We start from the raw sequence: 18,164 nt of genomic DNA on the forward strand, positions 1-18,164 counted from the left end.
AGAACAAAAGTAAAAGTAAGGGTAAACCTGCCGTCGGTCAGATCTTCAAACAAATGGCCCAGGGCTTGCTGAACAGCAAATACATTGGCTGGGGTGCGTTTGCCAGGCGGCTAAGGGGACGTAAAGGGCCGGCAGTCGCCATAAAGGCTACTGCAAGAAAACTTGCCGCTCAATATTGGCGCCTGATCGTCAAGGGAAACGAGTTCGTTGAAAGAGGTATGGAGGCCTATCAAACGATCCTTATCCAGCAGAAAAAGAAGCGCTTAGAAAAGTTAGCCCTCGAATTAGATATGAAACTTGTACCTGCTTAATTAAGTATGTCATGGGTAGGAACGAAGGATCTACTCTGCGATTGAAAAGTTTCATAATAGATGCTTCACTCCGTTCAGCATGACAAGCATTTTTTTAAAATTCAAACATCAAAAATACAAATCAGCTGCCATCTTAAAAGTATTACAATGCGCCTCCACAATATCTCTGATCTGCGGTGAGTAGCCACCGCCCATGCTCACCTGTACGGGCAAGTTGTTCGCAATACATTGTTCAAAAACAAATGTATCGCGCGCTTTACAGGCGTCTTTACTCAGGGCCAGCTTGCCCAGTTTATCAGTCGCCAGGATATCAACACCTGATAGGTAGAATATAAAATCGGGCTTTTGCTGATTGATTAGCCTGGGCAAGGTATCATACAGAATATCCAAAAATTTATCATCCCCAACTCCATCTGGCAGTGGAATATCCAGATCGGATGTTTCCTTACGCGACGGAAAATTGTTTGCGCCGTGCATCGAGAAGGTAAACACCCGTGGCTCATTTTCAAAAATCTGGGCGGTGCCATTACCCTGGTGCACATCTAAATCAACAATTAAGATAGATTGAGCTAAGTTATTATTCAATAACCAGTTAGCTGCAATGGCCTGATCATTCAGCAGGCAGAATCCCTCACCCCAATTACTACCTGCATGATGCGTTCCTCCTGCTACATTAAAGGCGATGCGGTTATCAAAAGCAAACCCGCAACCGTCAATAGTCCCTCTAGCTATCCTGATCTCACGCTCCACTAACCGGGCGGATAAAGGAAAACCGATACGGCGTTGTTCTTTTAGCGGCAGGGTCAGGTCGCGCAGTTGGTGCCAGTAATCTTTATCATGGGTTTGCAGGATAATATCCTCTGATAGCACATCCGGCGAAAATAGATTATCCCGATTGATCACCCCTTCATGCAGCAGTTGCGCCGGAATCAATTCGTACTTCAGCATCGGGAAGCGGTGCCCTTCGGGAAGGGGGTGCGCATATATAGGGTCGTAAGCTATTTTGAACATACCTGCTTAAGCCAATATCTCTCCCACATGCTTCCTAATGTTATCACAGATGCTATCCAACGGCAAGTCGTTGGCATCATAGCCAAATGGGTCTTCAATCTCCTCGGCCAATATCTCAATGCTGGCAAAAACAAACAGCACAAAAGATATCACGGGGATAATGAAATACTTCAGATCAAAGGCCCAGGTAAAGGGCAGCGTCATGATATAAGTGAAGATAAACTTCTTAATAAACACATTATAAGAAAAAGGAATAGGTGTTTTTTTGATACGCTCACAACCACCACAAATATCTGTAAATGAAGTTATTTCTGTAGTTATACTAAACAATTGCTCCGGACTTATTTCACCGCTTTTATTGAGCCTGTACACGTTAGCTACAATAGCGGAAGCTATCTGGTTAGGCACATGTTTGCTGGGATCAATGGCAATAAATTCTGATTGCTCAGCCACATAGGTATCCCGTAAATGATCCCGGAGCGACCGCGCGAAAAGCGGTATGGTGTAGTTAAAAAACGCTGCGTCATTCTCGCCAACGAGGTGCTTTAGCTTAATGGCCAGGTTGCGGCTGCTGTTCACCAGGCTCCCCCATATCTTGCGCCCTTCCCACCAGCGGTCATATGCTGAATTGATCCGAAAGGCTAGTAATAACGAAAATACAAAACCGATGGTTTGATGAATAAAGTTAACCTTCCGCAGCACACTGGTATCTGGCAAATGCCAAAAATCAATCAGGAAATAAGTAACCACACCGGCATAGGTACCTACGGCCAGCATCAGAGGAAACAACTCTCTCAACGTATCGGCTTTATTAATTCTGAAAATAAAAGAGAACCACTCTTTGGGGTTGTAATAAACCATTTTGTTAAGTCAAAAGTAAAAATTCAAAAGTCAAAAATATTCGGCCACAGTCTAACATCTACTGTTGTATCGCCGCCGCCATTTGCTGAACCGCCTGGTACACATCCTGAAAACTGTTATAAAGCGGCACCGGGCTCAACCTGATCACGTCAGGTTCGCGCCAGTCGCCTATTACACCGTTATCAGCCAGGTATTGGAAAATCGCTTTGGCATCCCGCTTGCAAACCACCGATAACTGGCAACCCCGCTTTTGCGGATCTGCTGGCGTAATGATCTTAAATACATCTTCGCCCAGCCTCTTATTCAACTCCTTTATCAGAAACTCCATATAGCCCGTTAAAGCCACGCTTTTCTCTCGCAGAATACCCATGCCGCCTGTGTCATCAAAAATAGCCATAGAGGCCTTAAATAAAGCCAGGAGCAATACAGGACTGGTGCTTACCTGCCAACCACCAGCACCTTTAGCCGCATCGAAGCCAGGCGCCATCAAAAAACGCTTGTCCTCGCGATAACCCCACCAGCCCGCAAAACGGTCTAATTCGGGATTATTGAAATGCTTTTCGTGTACAAAAATACCACTGATGCCACCCGGACCTGAGTTCATGTATTTATACGAACACCAGCAGGCGAAATCAGCACCCCAGTCGTGCAATTTCAAGGGGACGTTACCAGCAGCATGCGCCAGATCAAAACCGGCGTACGCGCCAGCTTTATGGGCCGCAGCGGCAATAGCTTCCATATCGAATAGCTGACCGGTGTAATAATTGATACCGGCAAACATAACCAGCGCCAGTTCATCAGCATGCTCATTTATCGTTTGGATGATGTCTTCCGTGCGCAAAGTCAATTCACCTTCACGCGGAAATATCTCGACAATAGCTTCCTTTGGATCAAATCCATGAAACTTAGTCTGGCTTTCCATCGCATATTGATCTGAGGGAAAAGCCCCCCCTTCCATGATAATCTTAAATCTTTTATGATTTGGCTTATAGAAACTTACCATCAGTAAATGAAGATTTACTGTAAGTGAATTCATCACTGTAACTTCACTTTCCTGCGCGCCAACAATACTGGCTATCGATGGCAAAAGCTGCTTGTGATAATTAAGCCAGGGGTCGTCACCCTGGAACCAACCCTCTACCGCAAGATTCTGCCAGTTGCTCAACTGATCCGCTAAATATTTCCCTGCCGAAGCCGGTTGCAGACCTAAAGAGTTACCGCATAAATAAACCGCATCGACCCCATGATGCTGCGGAATTAAAAAGCGGCTCCTGAAATTTTTTAACGGATCAAGCGCGTCCTGTTCCAAAGCAAATGCTAAACTATTCTGATAATTCATCGGCCAAAGATAATTAATTAGTGAGTGGTGAATTAGTGAATTTGCCTTACTAAATTGCCTGTTCATTTTCTCACTACTCACTTATTCGGCTTACTCACATAAATATCACCCTTAACATAAAAGCGATATGGCAGTAAGGCATCTTCGGCGGCATAGGCAACCCCTATTCGGGGACCAACTGTTATTTGCTCGTCGGCAAAATGCAGTCCGCGGTCTTCCAGCCACAGGGTATCGCTTTGCAAACTGATGGCATTGATGTTTCGGGATATACCCAGGGCTTTGGCAACAGAACCCGGTCCGGCGGTAATGGTTGGCTTAAGCACCATCATATTGCGTCTTACCTGCATAGCTTCAATTCCTTCGGTCGGATGAACAGCCCTGATCAGGATAGCCTGAGCATGTCCTTCTGTCGAGGTTACGATATTAAACATTTCGTGGATGCCATAACACAGGTATATATAAGCGATACCGCCCTGCATAAACATGGTTTTGGTACGCGGGGTAATGCGGTTACCATAAGAATGCGCCGCTTTATCTACAGCGCCATTATAAGCTTCTGTTTCAATAATGTAACCACCGGTAGTTACACCATCAATACAAGTAAATAAATACTTTCCTAATAAACTTTTACTGATAGCTACCACATCGGTACCCAGGTAATACGTTTCGGGCAACTTCATTTTTTAAGGATGTTTTTTAATAATTTATTGATCTCTTTTGCCTTATCAAATATCATGATATGGGTGCCGCCTTTAACAATAGTAGCATCAGAGATACGCTTAAATGAAAACACCAGATCCTTGTCACCGGTAATATGAAAGAGATTTGGCGGGATAATATCGTTTTTCCAGTGCAACACTGCTCGCATGGCCCATTTTACAAAAGTGGGTGATGAGTTTTTCAGCATATCACTAAACAGCCAGGCATCCTCTGCACTCATGTGTCCAAACAAAGGCTTGATCATAAAACCCAATGAGGTGACCCATTTTCCGGGGATGATCTTATAAACGGGCAAGGCGCGGAAGAAGCTAAAATACCGTGGAGCTTCTTTATTGGTTTTAATACTCGATATCAGGATCACCTTTTTTACAGGAATCTGTTTAGCTATCTCCACGGCGATCATTCCACCCAAGGAGTTGCCAATAATGACAGAATTAGGTTGTATATTATATTGATGAATAAGCTTTTGCGCATACGTATTTAAAGTATCTGATTCATGTGGCTCTATCCAGTCGACAGGTATTACTTCATGATCGTGCAGGTCGATATTATTATAAACGCGGGTATCCGCACCAAGGCCGGCTATCAGGTAGATCCGACTCATGCAAAGTTTAACAGCTTTACAATTTGCTCCAGGTATTGCGCATCGGTTTCATCGAACTGATCCAGCAATTCGCTGTCCACATCCAAAACTGCAACCACTTCCCCATTATGAAATACCGGCACTACAATTTCCGACTGTGAAAGCGAGCTGCAGGCGATATGTCCTGGGAAAGCCTCCACATCAGGCACTACCAGCGTTTTGGCCTGCTGCCATGCCGCACCGCAAACACCTTTACCCAAACCTATACGAGTGCAGGCCACAGGACCCTGAAAGGGACCCAAAACCAACTCATTATTCTTAACCAGGTAAAACCCTACCCAAAACCATTTAAACTGCTCTTTTAAAGCCGCGGCCACATTGGCCAGGTTGGCCACCAGATCCGGCTCACCGTAAAGCAAAGCTTCTATTTGTGGAATCAGCGTTGTGTATTGTTCGGTTTTATCGGTTGATGTGGTAATGTTTAAATCCTCTGCCATAATACAAAAATAACAATGTGTGGCAGAAAGTGCATCAACCGGGTATCATATTTAAACTAAAGTTGGATAAAGGTTCGATTTGGCGCATGACGTCGACTCACCGCGCCCAAGCTTCGCCGGGCAACCCTGAGGGATGTCGAGCGTAGTGATGACAGGATGACTCGACATCACGCGCCAAATCGAATTACACTCTTAGATAATAAATAACCCCTGAATTTTGGTATGTTTGCATCCTACAACGGCCCGCTGCTCTTTTTATCAGAGTAGCGGGCTGTTTGGTTAAAAGAAAAACCAGACCAAAAACCAACTGTCTGGCATGTAGTTATTTAACAGTCAGTAATTTAATACTTTTTAAAGCTTTCAAAACCGCTCAAAACCGTGTTGTAATTTGTTAAAAAGTGTTAAAATCGATGGTTTTGAATAAATTTCCATCCGTTTTCATCCTGTTTTTAATCAGAAAAGTGTTAAAATTTGAGGTTTAAGAAGTTTTTTGGCCGGGGTTTTACAATTAATGTTTTATTTAGCAGAACATGATCGTTAGCCTTACCATTGTTAGATACCGGAAACTTTTTATCCCTTTTGCATTACTGGCCATGGCTATACATCGCCTGCCCATGTGGATGCAAAAAGGCTGCAGTTTTTATAAACTGCTAGGTTCCGGCCATAACGGCACTTTTGATCTTCAGCCCGACTGGCAGCAATGGGGCCTATTGGCCTGCTGGGACAGCCGGGAAGATTTCGACCGGTTCCAGGCTAGTTCCTTCGTTTCCAACTGGTGGAAGATATTAGGCCATGAAGGCTGGACAGTACTCTGCGAACCATTGCAAAGTCACGGTAAATGGGATAGAAAAGAGCCCTTTGGCAACCCGGAAGCCAAAGATTACTCTGGCCCGGTAGCAGTACTTACCCGCGCCACGATCAGGATTAGCCGGTTGAAGAACTTTTGGTCGCATGTAGATGAGGTAGCTAACCTTATGTCGGGCGCGCGGGGTTATATTACTTCGTTTGGTATAGGCGAAGCACCTGTTTACCGTCAGGCTACTTTTTCGGTTTGGCAAAGCCTGGATGATGTAAAAGCTTTCGCCTACCAAAGCCGCGAACATGCCGAGGTGATCAAATTAACCAGAAGCGAGAATTGGTACAGCGAGGAACTTTTCGCCCGGTTTAAACCCCTGGAAAGTTTTGGGTCACTCCACGGAAAAGATCCTTTGGGGGATAAAGGATTATGTTAACAAGGAATAAGGACTTTTGGAGCAAAGATAAAAGACAGAATAGCAAAGTCATTTTATTCAAAAATCCTTACTCTTTGCTCCAATAATCTTTACTCAATATATAAATCACTAATTGCTAACCATGAGAATTATTGCCGAACTACCACACCCCGATTTTAAAATATCTATCCTAAACATGAATCAAAAGTTTATTGTGAAGATAGAGCAGGGTGCCCTGGAACAAAGTTATAAGATCCCCGAAATGGATTTGACCGATGGCGTGAACAGCGTTTTTGAATTACTCGATGAAGCGTTTTTAAAAAAGGTAGGCACCCGCTTTACCGAGATGCGAACAGACTTTAAAGAGTCTTATTATCGGTACAATTACTAATCACAACTACTTAAAATATAGATAGTTAATTATTTACTCATTCATAAACAGAATTTTATTCTGTAAAAACGAGTAATTTTTAACGCAAACCCATTGTATATTTTCATTTAAGTGGATTATTGCTTTATATTTCATCAATAAATAACTGTTATATAATTATTTATACGTTAGTAAAAAATAATATTCTGAGACTAATTTTGCCAAATAAATGGGAGGTTACGCCAAAAGCAGGTCACAATACCAAAATCCGGACCGTTTTTGATCTGTCGGCGAAACACAGGAATCATCAGCATTTTGGGGTGCGTTGTATTCTTTGAAAATCTTCACCCCGATTTTGTAAGGTATGGTATTTTTAAAAATAGGGCCTTTAAAAGTAAAGGTATGGAACTCGCCGTTCTCGCCGCAAACATCCACATCGTCGGGTAAGGCATCTATCAATTCCGGACTGATCTCCTTCCCTACTATACGCTCCAGGCGCTCCTGGGTGCAGGCGATAACAGTGCCAAATCCAAGACCTAAAAACTCGTTGATCAACTCACTGGTATCACGTTTCCATAAGGGGTATATTCCTACTATCCCAACCTCGCTCAGGCGGGCATCGCGGTAAGCTTTCAGGTCCTCCAAAAATATATCGCCAAAAATGGCATGAGTGATACCTTCACTTTTAAAATGCGTGAGGTGTCTGTGCATCACCTCGTCATACTCTTGCATACCCGGCATTTCGGGCAGGCGGATCTGGTATAATGGTATGCCAATACTTTCGGCCTGTTTGATTAGTAGCTCTGTACGCACGCCGTGCATGGATATCCTGTCGGCTGCATCGTTGATAGTAGTAACCAGATATTTGATCTCCAGATCTGGATTTTGCAGGCAATGATATAGAGCTAAGGCACTATCCTTGCCCCCGCTCCAATTGAATATACACTTTTGCATTAATTAGCGAATTGGTGATTTATTGAATTAGTGATTTTAGAAAAAGACAGGCAAGTTTAAATTATTATTTCAAGGGTTTTATATTCCTCCTGAGGGGCTCAATTAGTGGGTTTACACATAAAGCCGCTAAATGACGATAAATTAAACATAACTATTTGATTTACAATTAAATATATAAATATTAACCATAAAAAGTGTAAACCATGTAAACCCACTTTTTAACAACATGCCACCCTGTTCGGAGATGATACTTTATCCTTTTAATTACTGATTTTTCAGAAGCTGATCTACCAATGTCGGTACACCAACAGTAGCCTTCTCCTGTATTTTGATCAGTTGGCCGCGTACACCTACATCTGGTATCTTAGGGTCGATAATATACCTGGGGATCTCCGGTCTTACATAGCTGATCAGTCCGGCGGCTGGGTATACCGCTAAAGACGAGCCTACAAGCATAAAAATGTCCGCATCGGCACAAATTTGTGCCGCAGGGCCTATCATGGGCACATCCTCCCCAAACCAAACCACGTGGGCTCTCAGGGGGGAGCCCAATTCACATACTTCATCCATCCTGATCTCCCAGCCATCAATGGGGTAAGTAAGCTCAGAATTAATACTTGACTGTGAGCGGGTGATAATACCATGCAGGTGCATCACGTTGGTTGACCCCGCCCGCTCATGCAGATCATCGATATTTTGGGTGATGATGGTAACCTGGTATTTCTCTTCGAGCTGTGCCAAAGCGTAATGAGCGGCATTAGGCTTAGCTTCCAGTACCGATTTGCGGCGCTCGTTATAAAACTGCTGTACCATGGCCGGGTTACGCTGCCATGCCTGCGGCGTAGCCACATCTTCTATATTGTAACCTTCCCACAGCCCATCGCTGTCTCTGAAGGTCTTTAAACCGCTCTCGGCGCTTATGCCAGCACCTGTTAGCACAACCAGTTTTTTCATTCGTGTCTATTATTTATCCATAAAAAAAGCGACCTGCTTTAGTGGCAAATCGCTTTTCTATATTTTGGAGTTAGCTTAAAGTGCCAATTGTTTTTTTGAGCGAAGAGAGCTGTATTTGGTTTTGGCCAATTCAAAACCACCAAACAAAATAAACCCAAACACTAAATTACCGTAGATCATGTTATACTCAAACGGAATAGCATTTACTAAGGATGTACGATAACCCGCTAAAGTGTGCGGATACAATGTACCGGGTAAATCGGTCAGCAACCAATGGATCAATACAGAAGCTACTGAAGCTAAAACCACGTTCAATACATTTACTTTTTTGATCAGACTACCTACTAGGATCATTAAAATAAAGGCCAAGTATGTCCACTGGGCACCGCTATACCATAAAGTTAATTTATGGAAATAGAAGTAATTCAGGATAATGTCTGTACCAAACAGGGCCAATAATACAGTAACGTAGCTTTTCCATTTATCGGCAAAATACACACCGCCAAATATAGCAATGGCCCCTACCGGGTTAAAATTGCTCAGTTCTTTATATTTAAAAGCCAGCAACCTGAAAGCAGCTGCCACCACAATCATCAGTATCAATACGATGTTGCGGGTTGTATTATCCTTTGAGTTCATGATCAAAATTTGTGCGGTAAAATTACTTATAAATGTATTAAATAAAAAGCCGCTAATTAAACTGGTATTTTGCCCCCAGCATAAAATTGATGCCCATAGTATTGTAACCCAACCAATCGGTATATTTTTGATCCAATACATTGTTTAGGTCTCCAAATACACGCAGGTTCCTGGTTGCTTTCAGCTCCAAATGCAGATCGGCCAGGTTATAGTGTTTTAGGGTAACTATAGTAGAAGGATAAGTTGCGAAGTTTTGATCGGTACGGTTACCTGTGTATTTATAGTTTACGCCAAAGGAAAAATCGTCAATAACCTGATAAGTAAAATTAAGTCCGAATGTACTTTTTGGTCTACGGTAAAGATTGGCCGTCTGTAAACCTTTTTCATCTGTTAACTTACCGGTTACATAAGTATAATAGGCCGAAGCAGTTAGTTTACTGGAGTGATAATTCAATTCGCTCTCAAAGCCTTTATCTTTCTGAAACTGACCATTTTGATAAACTCCGTAAGGAGAAACAGATAAATTGGCAAAATAGATCACATCCTTAGCGTTGCGTTTATAAAACTGGGTATTGAACGTCAGGGTATTTTTAATAATCTCCCAGTCGAATCCAGCTTCATATGATGTGGTGGTTTCGGGCTTTAAGCCGCCATTGCCATATTGTGAGTATAATTGGTATAAAGACGGCGACTTATAGGCAGAGGCTATTGTTCCGAATACTTTAAATTGGTCGGCCAGAAACAAGGATGGGTTGATGGTATAGGTGAAATTATCGCCATAAGTACTGTGGTGATTATAGCGCCCCCCCAGTTCCATGTGGAAAATATCATCCTTAAAAAACAAAGAAGTATAAGCGCTGAATATGTTATTATTCCTATCTTTTATGATATCCGGATCACCTGTAGGTAAAAACAAGCTGTACTGATTAGTATTACTGTATTTAAAGCTTGTACCGCTGGTTATATCAAAATATTTCCCTAATGCGTAATTTAAAATAGCCTCGGCATTGCTAATCTTACCTCTGTTTTTTGTTACCTGGTAGCCACTATTATTATCCGTCGGCAAATTATTAAAGTTGTTCCAAACATCATTTTGAGATAAGTTAACAACTAACGCTCCTGCAGGTAATATTAATTTAGCTCCTAAGCCACCGAATAGAAATGTATTATTGTAGGTGTAATTTTGATCATCGGTGAATGCTCCATAGGGTAGGTTTCCAGATGTATAACTTGTTTGGAGGTTTCCGTTCAGGCTAAAATTCTTTGAAACCGCCTGACTGATATTTACACTGGCAGAGCGCTGATGAAAGCCATCTTTTTTAAAATTACCCTTTCCTGTTGTATCTGTTGCAGCAGCAAAACCCCTGGAATCGGAATTGGATATATTAACAGCCACTCCCGTTTTATCTACGGTTCCATTTAAAGAGGCTGACTCTTTGAAGGTATTATAACTACCACCCATTAGCTGCAGGCTACCTTTAAGTCCTTGCCCCTTTCCTTTTTTGGTAATGATATTAATAACACCGGCTACCGCGTCCGAACCATACAGGGTTGATCCGCTTCCCTTTAAAATCTCAATGTGATCTATCATATCCAATGAAAAAGCATTGAGATCATAACTACCATCTATAGCAGAGGCGTTGTTAACCGGAAAGCCATCAATCAATATGAGTGTATTTCCGGTTGAGGCGCCACGCAGATAAATTGAGGTAGCGATACCCGGTGCATTCTGAGCTCCAGAAAATGTTAGCCCCGGAACGGTATTTAGTAACTGAGGTAAGGTTTTTCCTTGCGAACGATTGATCTGCTCGGCAGAGATCACCGTAACTACCCTACCAATATCGGATAGCTTTTTTGGTGAGCGTGTGGCTGTAACCACTACGTTATTTAGCAAACGTGTAGTATCCTGTGCCTGTACAGTAGCTGCCAATAAAGTGATATGCAATAACCCAATTCCTAAAATACTTTTAAAGTAAATTTTCTCCATATAACCTGATGTAATAATTAAATAATGCTTCTTATCTAAACTTACATTATACCATAACTATCAAATCAGTCAAATGAAAACACGCTAAACGAAGAGCATTTACATTCAAGCTTCAATCCCCGAAAGCTATGAATAATATAAGTGCCTGGGCAGGTATTCTGACTTGCTCCCACGTTGTCCTGCCTTCCCGCCCCTTTTTCATTTCATGGGACAGTGACAATAAGAATGAACAATGGTTAAAGAGCTTACAGCTGCGGGACAGTTACGGATTCTTCACCGTATTCCCTTTAATTCATTTACGGTCATAAACCATATGAAACCTAAAGCGCAACAAAATTAGGATAAGTATTAACAACCACAAAGTAACAATTTGTATATTTATAATGATGAAATTGTACGCTACACTTCTGTTATTCATAATCACTGTTACTCCCTGCTTTGCCCAGCAACCTGATACGGTTTTCTTAAAAGGGCTTTTACAAAGTCATCCGGAGCTATTTAGTGGAATACTGAATCATCCTACCCAAAACGAGGTGCAAATACTCTATACACAGATCGACCGGGATAAAAATAACGTACCACACTTTAAATCGTACAGTTATCATTTAAATGCTCAGCATTATTTTTACCCTGCAAGCACGGTTAAATTACCAACAGCCCTTTTTTCACTTGAAAAACTGCATGAGTTGCATATAAAAGGATTGACCCGGGAATCCGTAATGATCACCGACAGCGCCTTTGCCAAACAAACCAGGGTAAAAACCGACACCTCCTCGGCAAACGGATTGCCTAGTATTGAGAATTATATCAAAAAGATATTGCTGGTGAGCGATAATGACGCTTTCAATCGTTTGTATGAATTTGTTGGCCGCGAGGAAATCAATCGTAAACTAAAAAAATATCAGCTATATCATACCAGAATTGTGGGCCGACTGGCTGTGGGCGATGCCGGTGAAACCACCAGACATACTAACCCAATCACTTTTTACAATGGGAGCAAGGTGGTTTATCTCAAAAAAGCTTTATATGATAGCTTGAATTACCCTATGTATCTGGATAATATGATCATGGGTAAAGCTTATCTGGACAGCAGTGACCGCCTGGTAAATAAGCCCTTTAATCTGAGCGAAAAAAATGTATACTCTATTGCCGATCAACAACAGGTTTTAAAAAGATTGCTTTTCCCGCAATTATTTCCAGTAAATCAACGGTACAACCTTACTCCTGCAGATTACGCTTTTATATATCACTACATGAGTACATTCCCTACCGAAAACATAAAACCAACTTATACCCGACCAGCATATTTCCCTGCGTACTGCAAGTTCTTATACTACGGTGGCGACAGCACAGCCACAATCGAACCTAACATCAGGATATTTAACAAAGTGGGTGACAGTTACGGATACGACATTGATAACGCCTATATTGTCGACTTTAAAAATAAGGTAGAGTTTTTACTTACCGCAGTGGTACAATCAAATGAGGATGGGGTTTACAACGATAATAAATATGAATATGCTACAGTTTGCCTGCCATTCTTAAAAAATCTGGGACGTGTGATTTATCAATATGAATTGAAAAGACCTAAAAAGCATCGACCAAATTTAACTCAGTTTAAATTTAATTACCTTCCGGTAAAATAACTTCATTTAAAAAAAACTTAGATTGCAGTGTACTGTTTAAATTCTACAACCGTTTAAACAATACTATGGCTACTACAATTGTAAAATATACTGATAATTTTCCTGTACTTTACGGCGACGATCGCATAAACCTGAAATGGCCCGAGCGTTATACTTCCATTATCGGTGGTCTAAAATTGGGCCTATCTGGCTTCAGAAACATCTTTTCCAACCCGTTAACCAGTGTTATTAAATTGGGCGCTGGTGGTTACCTGCTAAACCGTGGCATTACAGGTCATTGCGAATTGTATAAACGCATAGGCAAACTTTCAACCAACCCGGTTAATATCAACATCCGGTCTTCATTTACAGTAAACAAGCCCAGGCACAAGGTATATGATTTTTGGCGTAAGTTGGATAATTTACCCCTGTTCATGAAACACCTGGAAAGTGTGGAAACCATAGACCCCACCTACTCCTATTGGGTTTTAAAGCTTCCTGCTGGTGTGGCAACTGTGAGTTGGCATGCCGAAATTGTAAAGGACGAACCCAATGAAATGATTGGCTGGAGCTCTCTACCCGACTCTATGATCAACAATGCTGGTAAAGTGCGTTTTCAGGATACACTGAATGGTGCGGGTACTATTGTTGACATTGTGATCAGTTATCAGCCCCCGGCAGGTGGACTGGGTACCGGTGTGGCTAAGTTACTAAATCCGGTATTTAAAAGAATGGTTGATAAGGATGTACAAAACTTTAAACAGTATATGGATATTGATAACGATAGCGAAGAATTTACACCAACGGTGATTATACTTTGATCAGATACCAAACAAAATAGGCAGCGAATTGCGGCCTATTTTGTTTTATTAAGATACTAATTGCAAGTATCTTATATTATTTTACTGCATCAATTACGGCTTTGAAAGCATCAGGATGATTCATTGCTAAATCAGCTAATACTTTACGGTTTAAACCGATTTCTTTTGCTGCTAATTTACCTATTAATTGAGAGTAAGAAATTCCGTGCTGACGGGCACCTGCGTTAATACGCTGTATCCATAAAGCTCTGAACTCTCTTTTCTTGGTCTTACGGTCACGGTAAGCGTACTGTAAACCTTTTTCAACTGTGTTTTTTGCAACGGTATAAACCTTGCTACGTGAACCCCAATAACCTTTGGCGAGGTTCATGATCCTTTTCCTGCGTCTTCTCGACGCTACTGCGTTAACTGAACGTGGCATCTTGTTTGATTTTGGTAGTGAGTGCCTGTTTTTACAACAGAACTTAAAACTCTAATACCTGGTTAAAAAATTTGTGAATTACTTTCCGATACAAAGCATACGTTTAACGTTACCCATGTCAGCATTAGATACTAAGCTGGTGTGACCAAGGGCACGTTTACGTTTTGTCGACATCTTGGTTAAGATGTGGCTTTTGTATGCGTTTTTTCTTGCGATTTTACCGGTTCCAGTAAGCTTAAAACGCTTTTTTGCACTGGAATTGGTTTTCATTTTTGGCATAACTCTATTTATTTGTTTTTAGATATTAACGTTTCTCAACGTTTTCTTTTTGTTGCTTCTGTGCATTTTAACCTTACACATTAGCTTGTTTTATTTACTTCTTTGCTGCCTTAGGAGCCAGGGTTAAAAACATCCTTTTTCCTTCCAGCTTTGGTAATTGTTCTACTTTACCATTATCTTCCAGCGCCTGTGCAAAACGCAATAACAGAATTTCACCCTGTTCTTTGTATACAATGGCACGGCCTTTAAAGTGTACATAGGCTCTCACCTTTTCGCCGGCTTCCAAAAACTTCATGGCATGCTTTAATTTAAACTCAAAGTCATGATCATCAGTATTCGGTCCGAAACGGATCTCTTTAATAACCGTTTGCTTGGCATTGTTTTTTATCTCTTTCAGTTTTTTCTTCTGTTCGTAAATGAACTTATTATAGTCCGTTACTTTACAAACCGGCGGAACCGCATTCGGAGATATTTCAACCAGGTCAAGTTCCTGCTCCTGTGCAATTGCCAGCGCGTCTCTTAATGAGAAAATACCTTGCTCAACGTTATCGCCTACAAGACGAACTTCCTGAGCCCTGATGAATTGATTAATGTTGTGTTCAGCTTCTTTTTTCTTAAAAGGAAGCCTTGGTCCTCTATTAAAGGGTTTGTTTAATGCCAAGTTATACTTTTATTTCTTTAGTTATTTGTTCTTTAAAATCTTCTATGCTCATACTTCCCAAATCACCCTGACCATGTTTCCTTACAGAAACCAATCCTTCGGCAGCTTCTTTTTCACCTACTATCAGCATATAAGGGATCTTTTTGACTTCAGCATCACGTATCTTACGCCCTATTTTCTCGTCTCTAAAATCAATCAGCCCGCAAATATCGGAATCTTTTAACACATCAGAAAGTTTTTTTGCATATTCCTCAAATTTTTCTGATATGGGTAAAATAATAAACTGCTCTGGTGATAACCAAAGCGGGAAATTACCTGCGCAATGCTCAATCAACACCGCTATAAAACGCTCCAATGAACCAAACGGTGCTCTGTGGATCATTACCGGGCGATGTTTCTGATTATCGCTACCTGTATACTCCAGTTCAAAGCGCTCAGGAAGGTTATAATCAACCTGTATGGTACCCAATTGCCATTTACGGCCCAAGGCATCTTTCACCATAAAATCAAGCTTAGGGCCATAAAAAGCGGCTTCACCCAATTCATGAACGGTGATCAAACCTTTTTCTTCGGCGGCTTCAATAATAGCAGATTCTGCTAAAGCCCAGTTTTCGTCTGTACCGATGTATTTACCCTTATTTTCCGGGTCACGCAGAGACACTTGGGCAGTATAGTTCTCAAAACCCAGGGCCTTGAATACATATAACACCAGGTCGATCACCTTTTTAAACTCTTCCTTCACCTGGTCGGGGCGACAAAATAAATGCGCATCATCCTGAGTAAAGCCACGTACACGGGTTAAGCCATGCAGCTCGCCGCTTTGCTCATAACGGTAAACAGTACCAAACTCCGCTAAACGTACCGGAAGATCCTTGTATGAGCGGGGTTTGCTTTTGTATATTTCGCAGTGGTGCGGGCAGTTCATCGGTTTTAAAAAGAACTCCTCTCCTTCTTGCGGTGTTTTTATCGGCTGAAATGAATCGGCGCCATATTTTTCGTAGTGGCCTGAGGTTACATACAGGTTTTTGTGACCGATGTGCGGTGTAATTACCTGCTCATACCCTGCCCTCACCTGTGCTTTTTGTAAAAAGTTAGTCAGGCGTTCGCGCAAGGCAGCACCTTTCGGTAACCATAATGGCAAGCCCATTCCTACCTTTTCAGAGAAAGTGAACAGTTCAAGTTCTTTACCCAGCTTGCGGTGATCGCGCTTCTTGGCTTCTTCGATCATGTGCAGGTAATCTGTCAGCTCACTGGCTTTAGGGAAGGTCACCGCGTAAATGCGTGTAAGCTGTTTACGTGTTTCATCGCCACGCCAGTAAGCACCGGCAACGCTCATCAGTTTAACGGCCTTAATAAAGCCGGTATTCGGGATATGCGGACCACGGCATAAATCAGTAAAGTTACCTTGTGTATAAAAAGTAATCGAACCATCGGCCAAATCTTTGATCAGATCGAGCTTATATTCATCGCCTTTTTCGGTAAAATATTCAATCGCATCGGCTTTGCTCACCGGTTTGCGGATATACTCTTCTTTGGTTTTGGCCAGTTCAATGATCTTATCTTCAATCAGTTTAAATTCGTCCGAAGAAAATTCACGGTCGCCAAAGTCAACATCATAATAGAAACCGGTTTCGATAGCCGGACCGATACCGAATTTGGTACCCGGGTACAGCGCTTCCAGGGCTTCGGCCATTAAGTGGGCAGATGAGTGCCAGAAAGTCGATTTACCCGAAGTATCGTTCCAGGTTAATAATTTAACGTGCGCGTCCTGTTCAATGGGGCGGCTGGCATCCCAAACCTGTCCATCAACTTCGGCGGCTAATACGTTACGTGCTAATCCTTCGGAGATCGACAGGGCGATCTGCAAGGAAGTGATCCCTTTGTCATACTGACGAACGGATCCATCAGGAAGTGTAATACTAATCATCTACAACTATGATTTAAATTTTTATAAAATTACGTTTGCCGATCACCTACAAAGTGATCTTTATTTTTGTGGCGCTAAATTAAGATTTTATTTTGATTTAGATTTTTCAAAATCCCATACCTCTTTTAAAAACTTTTTAAACCTTAAATTTTAACACTTTTCTGATCAAAAACAGGATAAAAACGCCTAAAAATTGATTCAAAAACATTGATTTTAACACTTTTTAACAAATTTTAACACGATTTTGATGCGTTTTAAAAAGTTTAAAAAGTATTAAATAACTGATATTCAAATAACTACATACCAAACAGCCGGTTTTTGGCCTTAATTGGGTCTTAACTAAACGGCCCGCTACTCTGATAAATAGAGTAGCGGGCCGTTGTTGACTCAAATATACAAATTTTCGTTTAAATTAAGACTGACGTTTTTTACAAGATCAATGGACAAACCTTTTTAAACACCCGCCTGCAGGTATTTTTCTTTAATGATATTGATGTGGTGCAACTCGTGCCCGGCGATGTGATACGCTAGAGCCCTTACCGTGGCATCATTGGCCGTACCAGTGCCATGCCCCATCCTATCGAAAGCATTATCGGGCAAACCATTGAATAAAGCAATGGTTGCCCGCCTTACGGCTTCATACTCTTCAAAAATATTATCGAGCGATCGGCTGTCAGCTTCCGAATAAAGCGCATAGCTATCCTGGTCAAAACCGATGAGGTTGTTTTTTTCGTTACGGGCAAAGCGCAGGGCACGATAGGCGAAAATACGCTCGTCGTCAATAACATGTACCAGTGTTTCTTTGATACTCCATTTACCAGGGGCATAGCGATGATATAGGACATCTTCGGGTAAAGAATAGACCAACTGCTTCACCATATCAAAATTATCCTGCAGATGCTTTAATATCAGCCCATCTGTAGGCAATAATTTAATGTACATGATGGTGTAAGGCGGGTATTCTCCTGGCTGGGGTGGTGGTATTATTCTCAT

Annotated in this window: 19 protein-coding genes, 1 pseudogene and 1 riboswitch; of the genes and pseudogenes, 5 read left to right on the forward strand and 15 right to left on the reverse strand. The window is 41.7% G+C overall.

Annotated elements, in window-relative coordinates; translation table 11 throughout:
• Positions 1-311, forward strand: a pseudogene (locus tag BW976_RS29165) (hypothetical protein); the annotation flags it as partial.
• Positions 312-419: 108 nt separating this feature from the next.
• Here BW976_RS29165 and BW976_RS00010 read toward each other — a convergent pair.
• From BW976_RS00010 to BW976_RS00035, 6 genes are all read right to left on the reverse strand, one after another.
• Entirely contained in the window at positions 420-1,322 is a 903-nt protein-coding gene (locus tag BW976_RS00010) for a histone deacetylase family protein (RefSeq protein ID WP_076369160.1), read from the reverse strand.
• 6 nt (positions 1,323-1,328) lie between these two features.
• Positions 1,329-2,183, reverse strand: a complete 855-nt coding sequence (locus BW976_RS00015; protein WP_076369162.1) for a bestrophin family protein — start codon at positions 2,181-2,183, stop codon at positions 1,329-1,331.
• A 58-nt stretch (positions 2,184-2,241) separates the two neighbouring features.
• A complete protein-coding gene (gene kynU / locus BW976_RS00020; RefSeq protein WP_076369164.1) occupies positions 2,242-3,522 on the reverse strand; it encodes a kynureninase in 1,281 nt (426 codons plus the stop codon).
• A 77-nt stretch (positions 3,523-3,599) separates the two neighbouring features.
• Complete coding sequence (locus tag BW976_RS00025) at positions 3,600-4,202, reverse strand: DNA-3-methyladenine glycosylase (RefSeq protein ID WP_076369166.1); 603 nt, start codon at positions 4,200-4,202, stop codon at positions 3,600-3,602.
• Positions 4,199-4,846, reverse strand: a complete 648-nt coding sequence (locus BW976_RS00030) for an alpha/beta fold hydrolase (protein WP_076369168.1) — start codon at positions 4,844-4,846, stop codon at positions 4,199-4,201. The genes BW976_RS00025 and BW976_RS00030 overlap by 4 nt, the downstream gene beginning before the upstream one ends.
• Entirely contained in the window at positions 4,843-5,322 is a 480-nt protein-coding gene (locus BW976_RS00035) for a GAF domain-containing protein (RefSeq protein ID WP_076369170.1), read from the reverse strand. Before BW976_RS00035 ends, BW976_RS00030 begins: the two co-directional genes overlap by 4 nt.
• A gap of 530 nt (positions 5,323-5,852) precedes the next feature.
• Between BW976_RS00035 and BW976_RS00040 the strand changes: the two genes are divergently transcribed.
• Both BW976_RS00040 and BW976_RS00045 read left to right on the forward strand, forming a co-directional pair.
• Complete coding sequence (locus BW976_RS00040; protein WP_076369172.1) at positions 5,853-6,554, forward strand: DUF3291 domain-containing protein; 702 nt, start codon at positions 5,853-5,855, stop codon at positions 6,552-6,554.
• A 121-nt stretch (positions 6,555-6,675) separates the two neighbouring features.
• Positions 6,676-6,924 (forward strand): hypothetical protein, encoded by a 249-nt coding sequence (locus BW976_RS00045; protein ID WP_076369174.1) that lies wholly within the window; start codon positions 6,676-6,678, stop codon positions 6,922-6,924.
• A gap of 216 nt (positions 6,925-7,140) precedes the next feature.
• Here BW976_RS00045 and BW976_RS00050 read toward each other — a convergent pair whose 3' ends face one another.
• From BW976_RS00050 to BW976_RS00065, 4 genes are all read right to left on the reverse strand, one after another.
• Positions 7,141-7,857: a Dph6-related ATP pyrophosphatase gene (locus tag BW976_RS00050; RefSeq protein ID WP_076369176.1), complete on the reverse strand. Its 717-nt coding sequence runs from the start codon at positions 7,855-7,857 to the stop codon at positions 7,141-7,143.
• A 264-nt stretch (positions 7,858-8,121) separates the two neighbouring features.
• Entirely contained in the window at positions 8,122-8,811 is a 690-nt protein-coding gene (locus BW976_RS00055) for an SIR2 family NAD-dependent protein deacylase (protein WP_076369178.1), read from the reverse strand.
• Between the two features lie 75 nt (positions 8,812-8,886).
• Positions 8,887-9,450 (reverse strand): DUF6580 family putative transport protein, encoded by a 564-nt coding sequence (locus tag BW976_RS00060; RefSeq protein ID WP_076369180.1) that lies wholly within the window; start codon positions 9,448-9,450, stop codon positions 8,887-8,889.
• A 52-nt stretch (positions 9,451-9,502) separates the two neighbouring features.
• Positions 9,503-11,437: a TonB-dependent receptor plug domain-containing protein gene (locus BW976_RS00065; protein WP_076369182.1), complete on the reverse strand. Its 1,935-nt coding sequence runs from the start codon at positions 11,435-11,437 to the stop codon at positions 9,503-9,505.
• A 131-nt stretch (positions 11,438-11,568) separates the two neighbouring features.
• Positions 11,569-11,776: riboswitch (cobalamin riboswitch) on the reverse strand.
• Between the two features lie 44 nt (positions 11,777-11,820).
• Here BW976_RS00065 and BW976_RS00070 point away from each other — a divergent pair.
• Together BW976_RS00070 and BW976_RS00075 are read left to right on the forward strand one after the other, a co-directional pair.
• Complete coding sequence (locus tag BW976_RS00070) at positions 11,821-13,083, forward strand: serine hydrolase (protein WP_317042910.1); 1,263 nt, start codon at positions 11,821-11,823, stop codon at positions 13,081-13,083.
• 65 nt (positions 13,084-13,148) lie between these two features.
• Positions 13,149-13,883, forward strand: coding sequence for an SRPBCC family protein (locus BW976_RS00075; protein WP_076369186.1), 735 nt, complete (start codon positions 13,149-13,151; stop codon positions 13,881-13,883).
• A gap of 76 nt (positions 13,884-13,959) precedes the next feature.
• On the opposite strand, the gene rplT is transcribed toward BW976_RS00075, so the two are convergent.
• The 5 genes from rplT to BW976_RS00100 all read right to left on the reverse strand — a co-directional run bounded on the left by rplT (position 13,960) and on the right by BW976_RS00100 (position 18,164).
• Complete coding sequence (gene rplT / locus BW976_RS00080) at positions 13,960-14,304, reverse strand: 50S ribosomal protein L20 (RefSeq protein ID WP_076369188.1); 345 nt, start codon at positions 14,302-14,304, stop codon at positions 13,960-13,962.
• 78 nt (positions 14,305-14,382) lie between these two features.
• Positions 14,383-14,583, reverse strand: coding sequence for a 50S ribosomal protein L35 (gene rpmI, locus BW976_RS00085; protein ID WP_076369190.1), 201 nt, complete (start codon positions 14,581-14,583; stop codon positions 14,383-14,385).
• Positions 14,584-14,677: 94 nt separating this feature from the next.
• The gene (gene infC / locus BW976_RS00090) at positions 14,678-15,244 is read right to left on the reverse strand and encodes a translation initiation factor IF-3 (RefSeq protein ID WP_076369192.1); all 567 of its coding nucleotides are present in this window, start codon (positions 15,242-15,244) and stop codon (positions 14,678-14,680) included.
• 1 nt (position 15,245) lies between these two features.
• Positions 15,246-17,171 carry a threonine--tRNA ligase gene (gene thrS / locus BW976_RS00095; RefSeq protein ID WP_076369194.1) on the reverse strand — a complete coding sequence of 642 codons (1,926 nt, stop codon included), beginning with the start codon at positions 17,169-17,171 and terminating at the stop codon, positions 15,246-15,248.
• 453 nt (positions 17,172-17,624) lie between these two features.
• A complete protein-coding gene (locus BW976_RS00100; protein WP_076369196.1) occupies positions 17,625-18,164 on the reverse strand; it encodes a DinB family protein in 540 nt (179 codons plus the stop codon).

This window comes from Mucilaginibacter lappiensis (assembly GCF_900155965.1).
Classification (GTDB): domain Bacteria; phylum Bacteroidota; class Bacteroidia; order Sphingobacteriales; family Sphingobacteriaceae; genus Mucilaginibacter; species Mucilaginibacter lappiensis.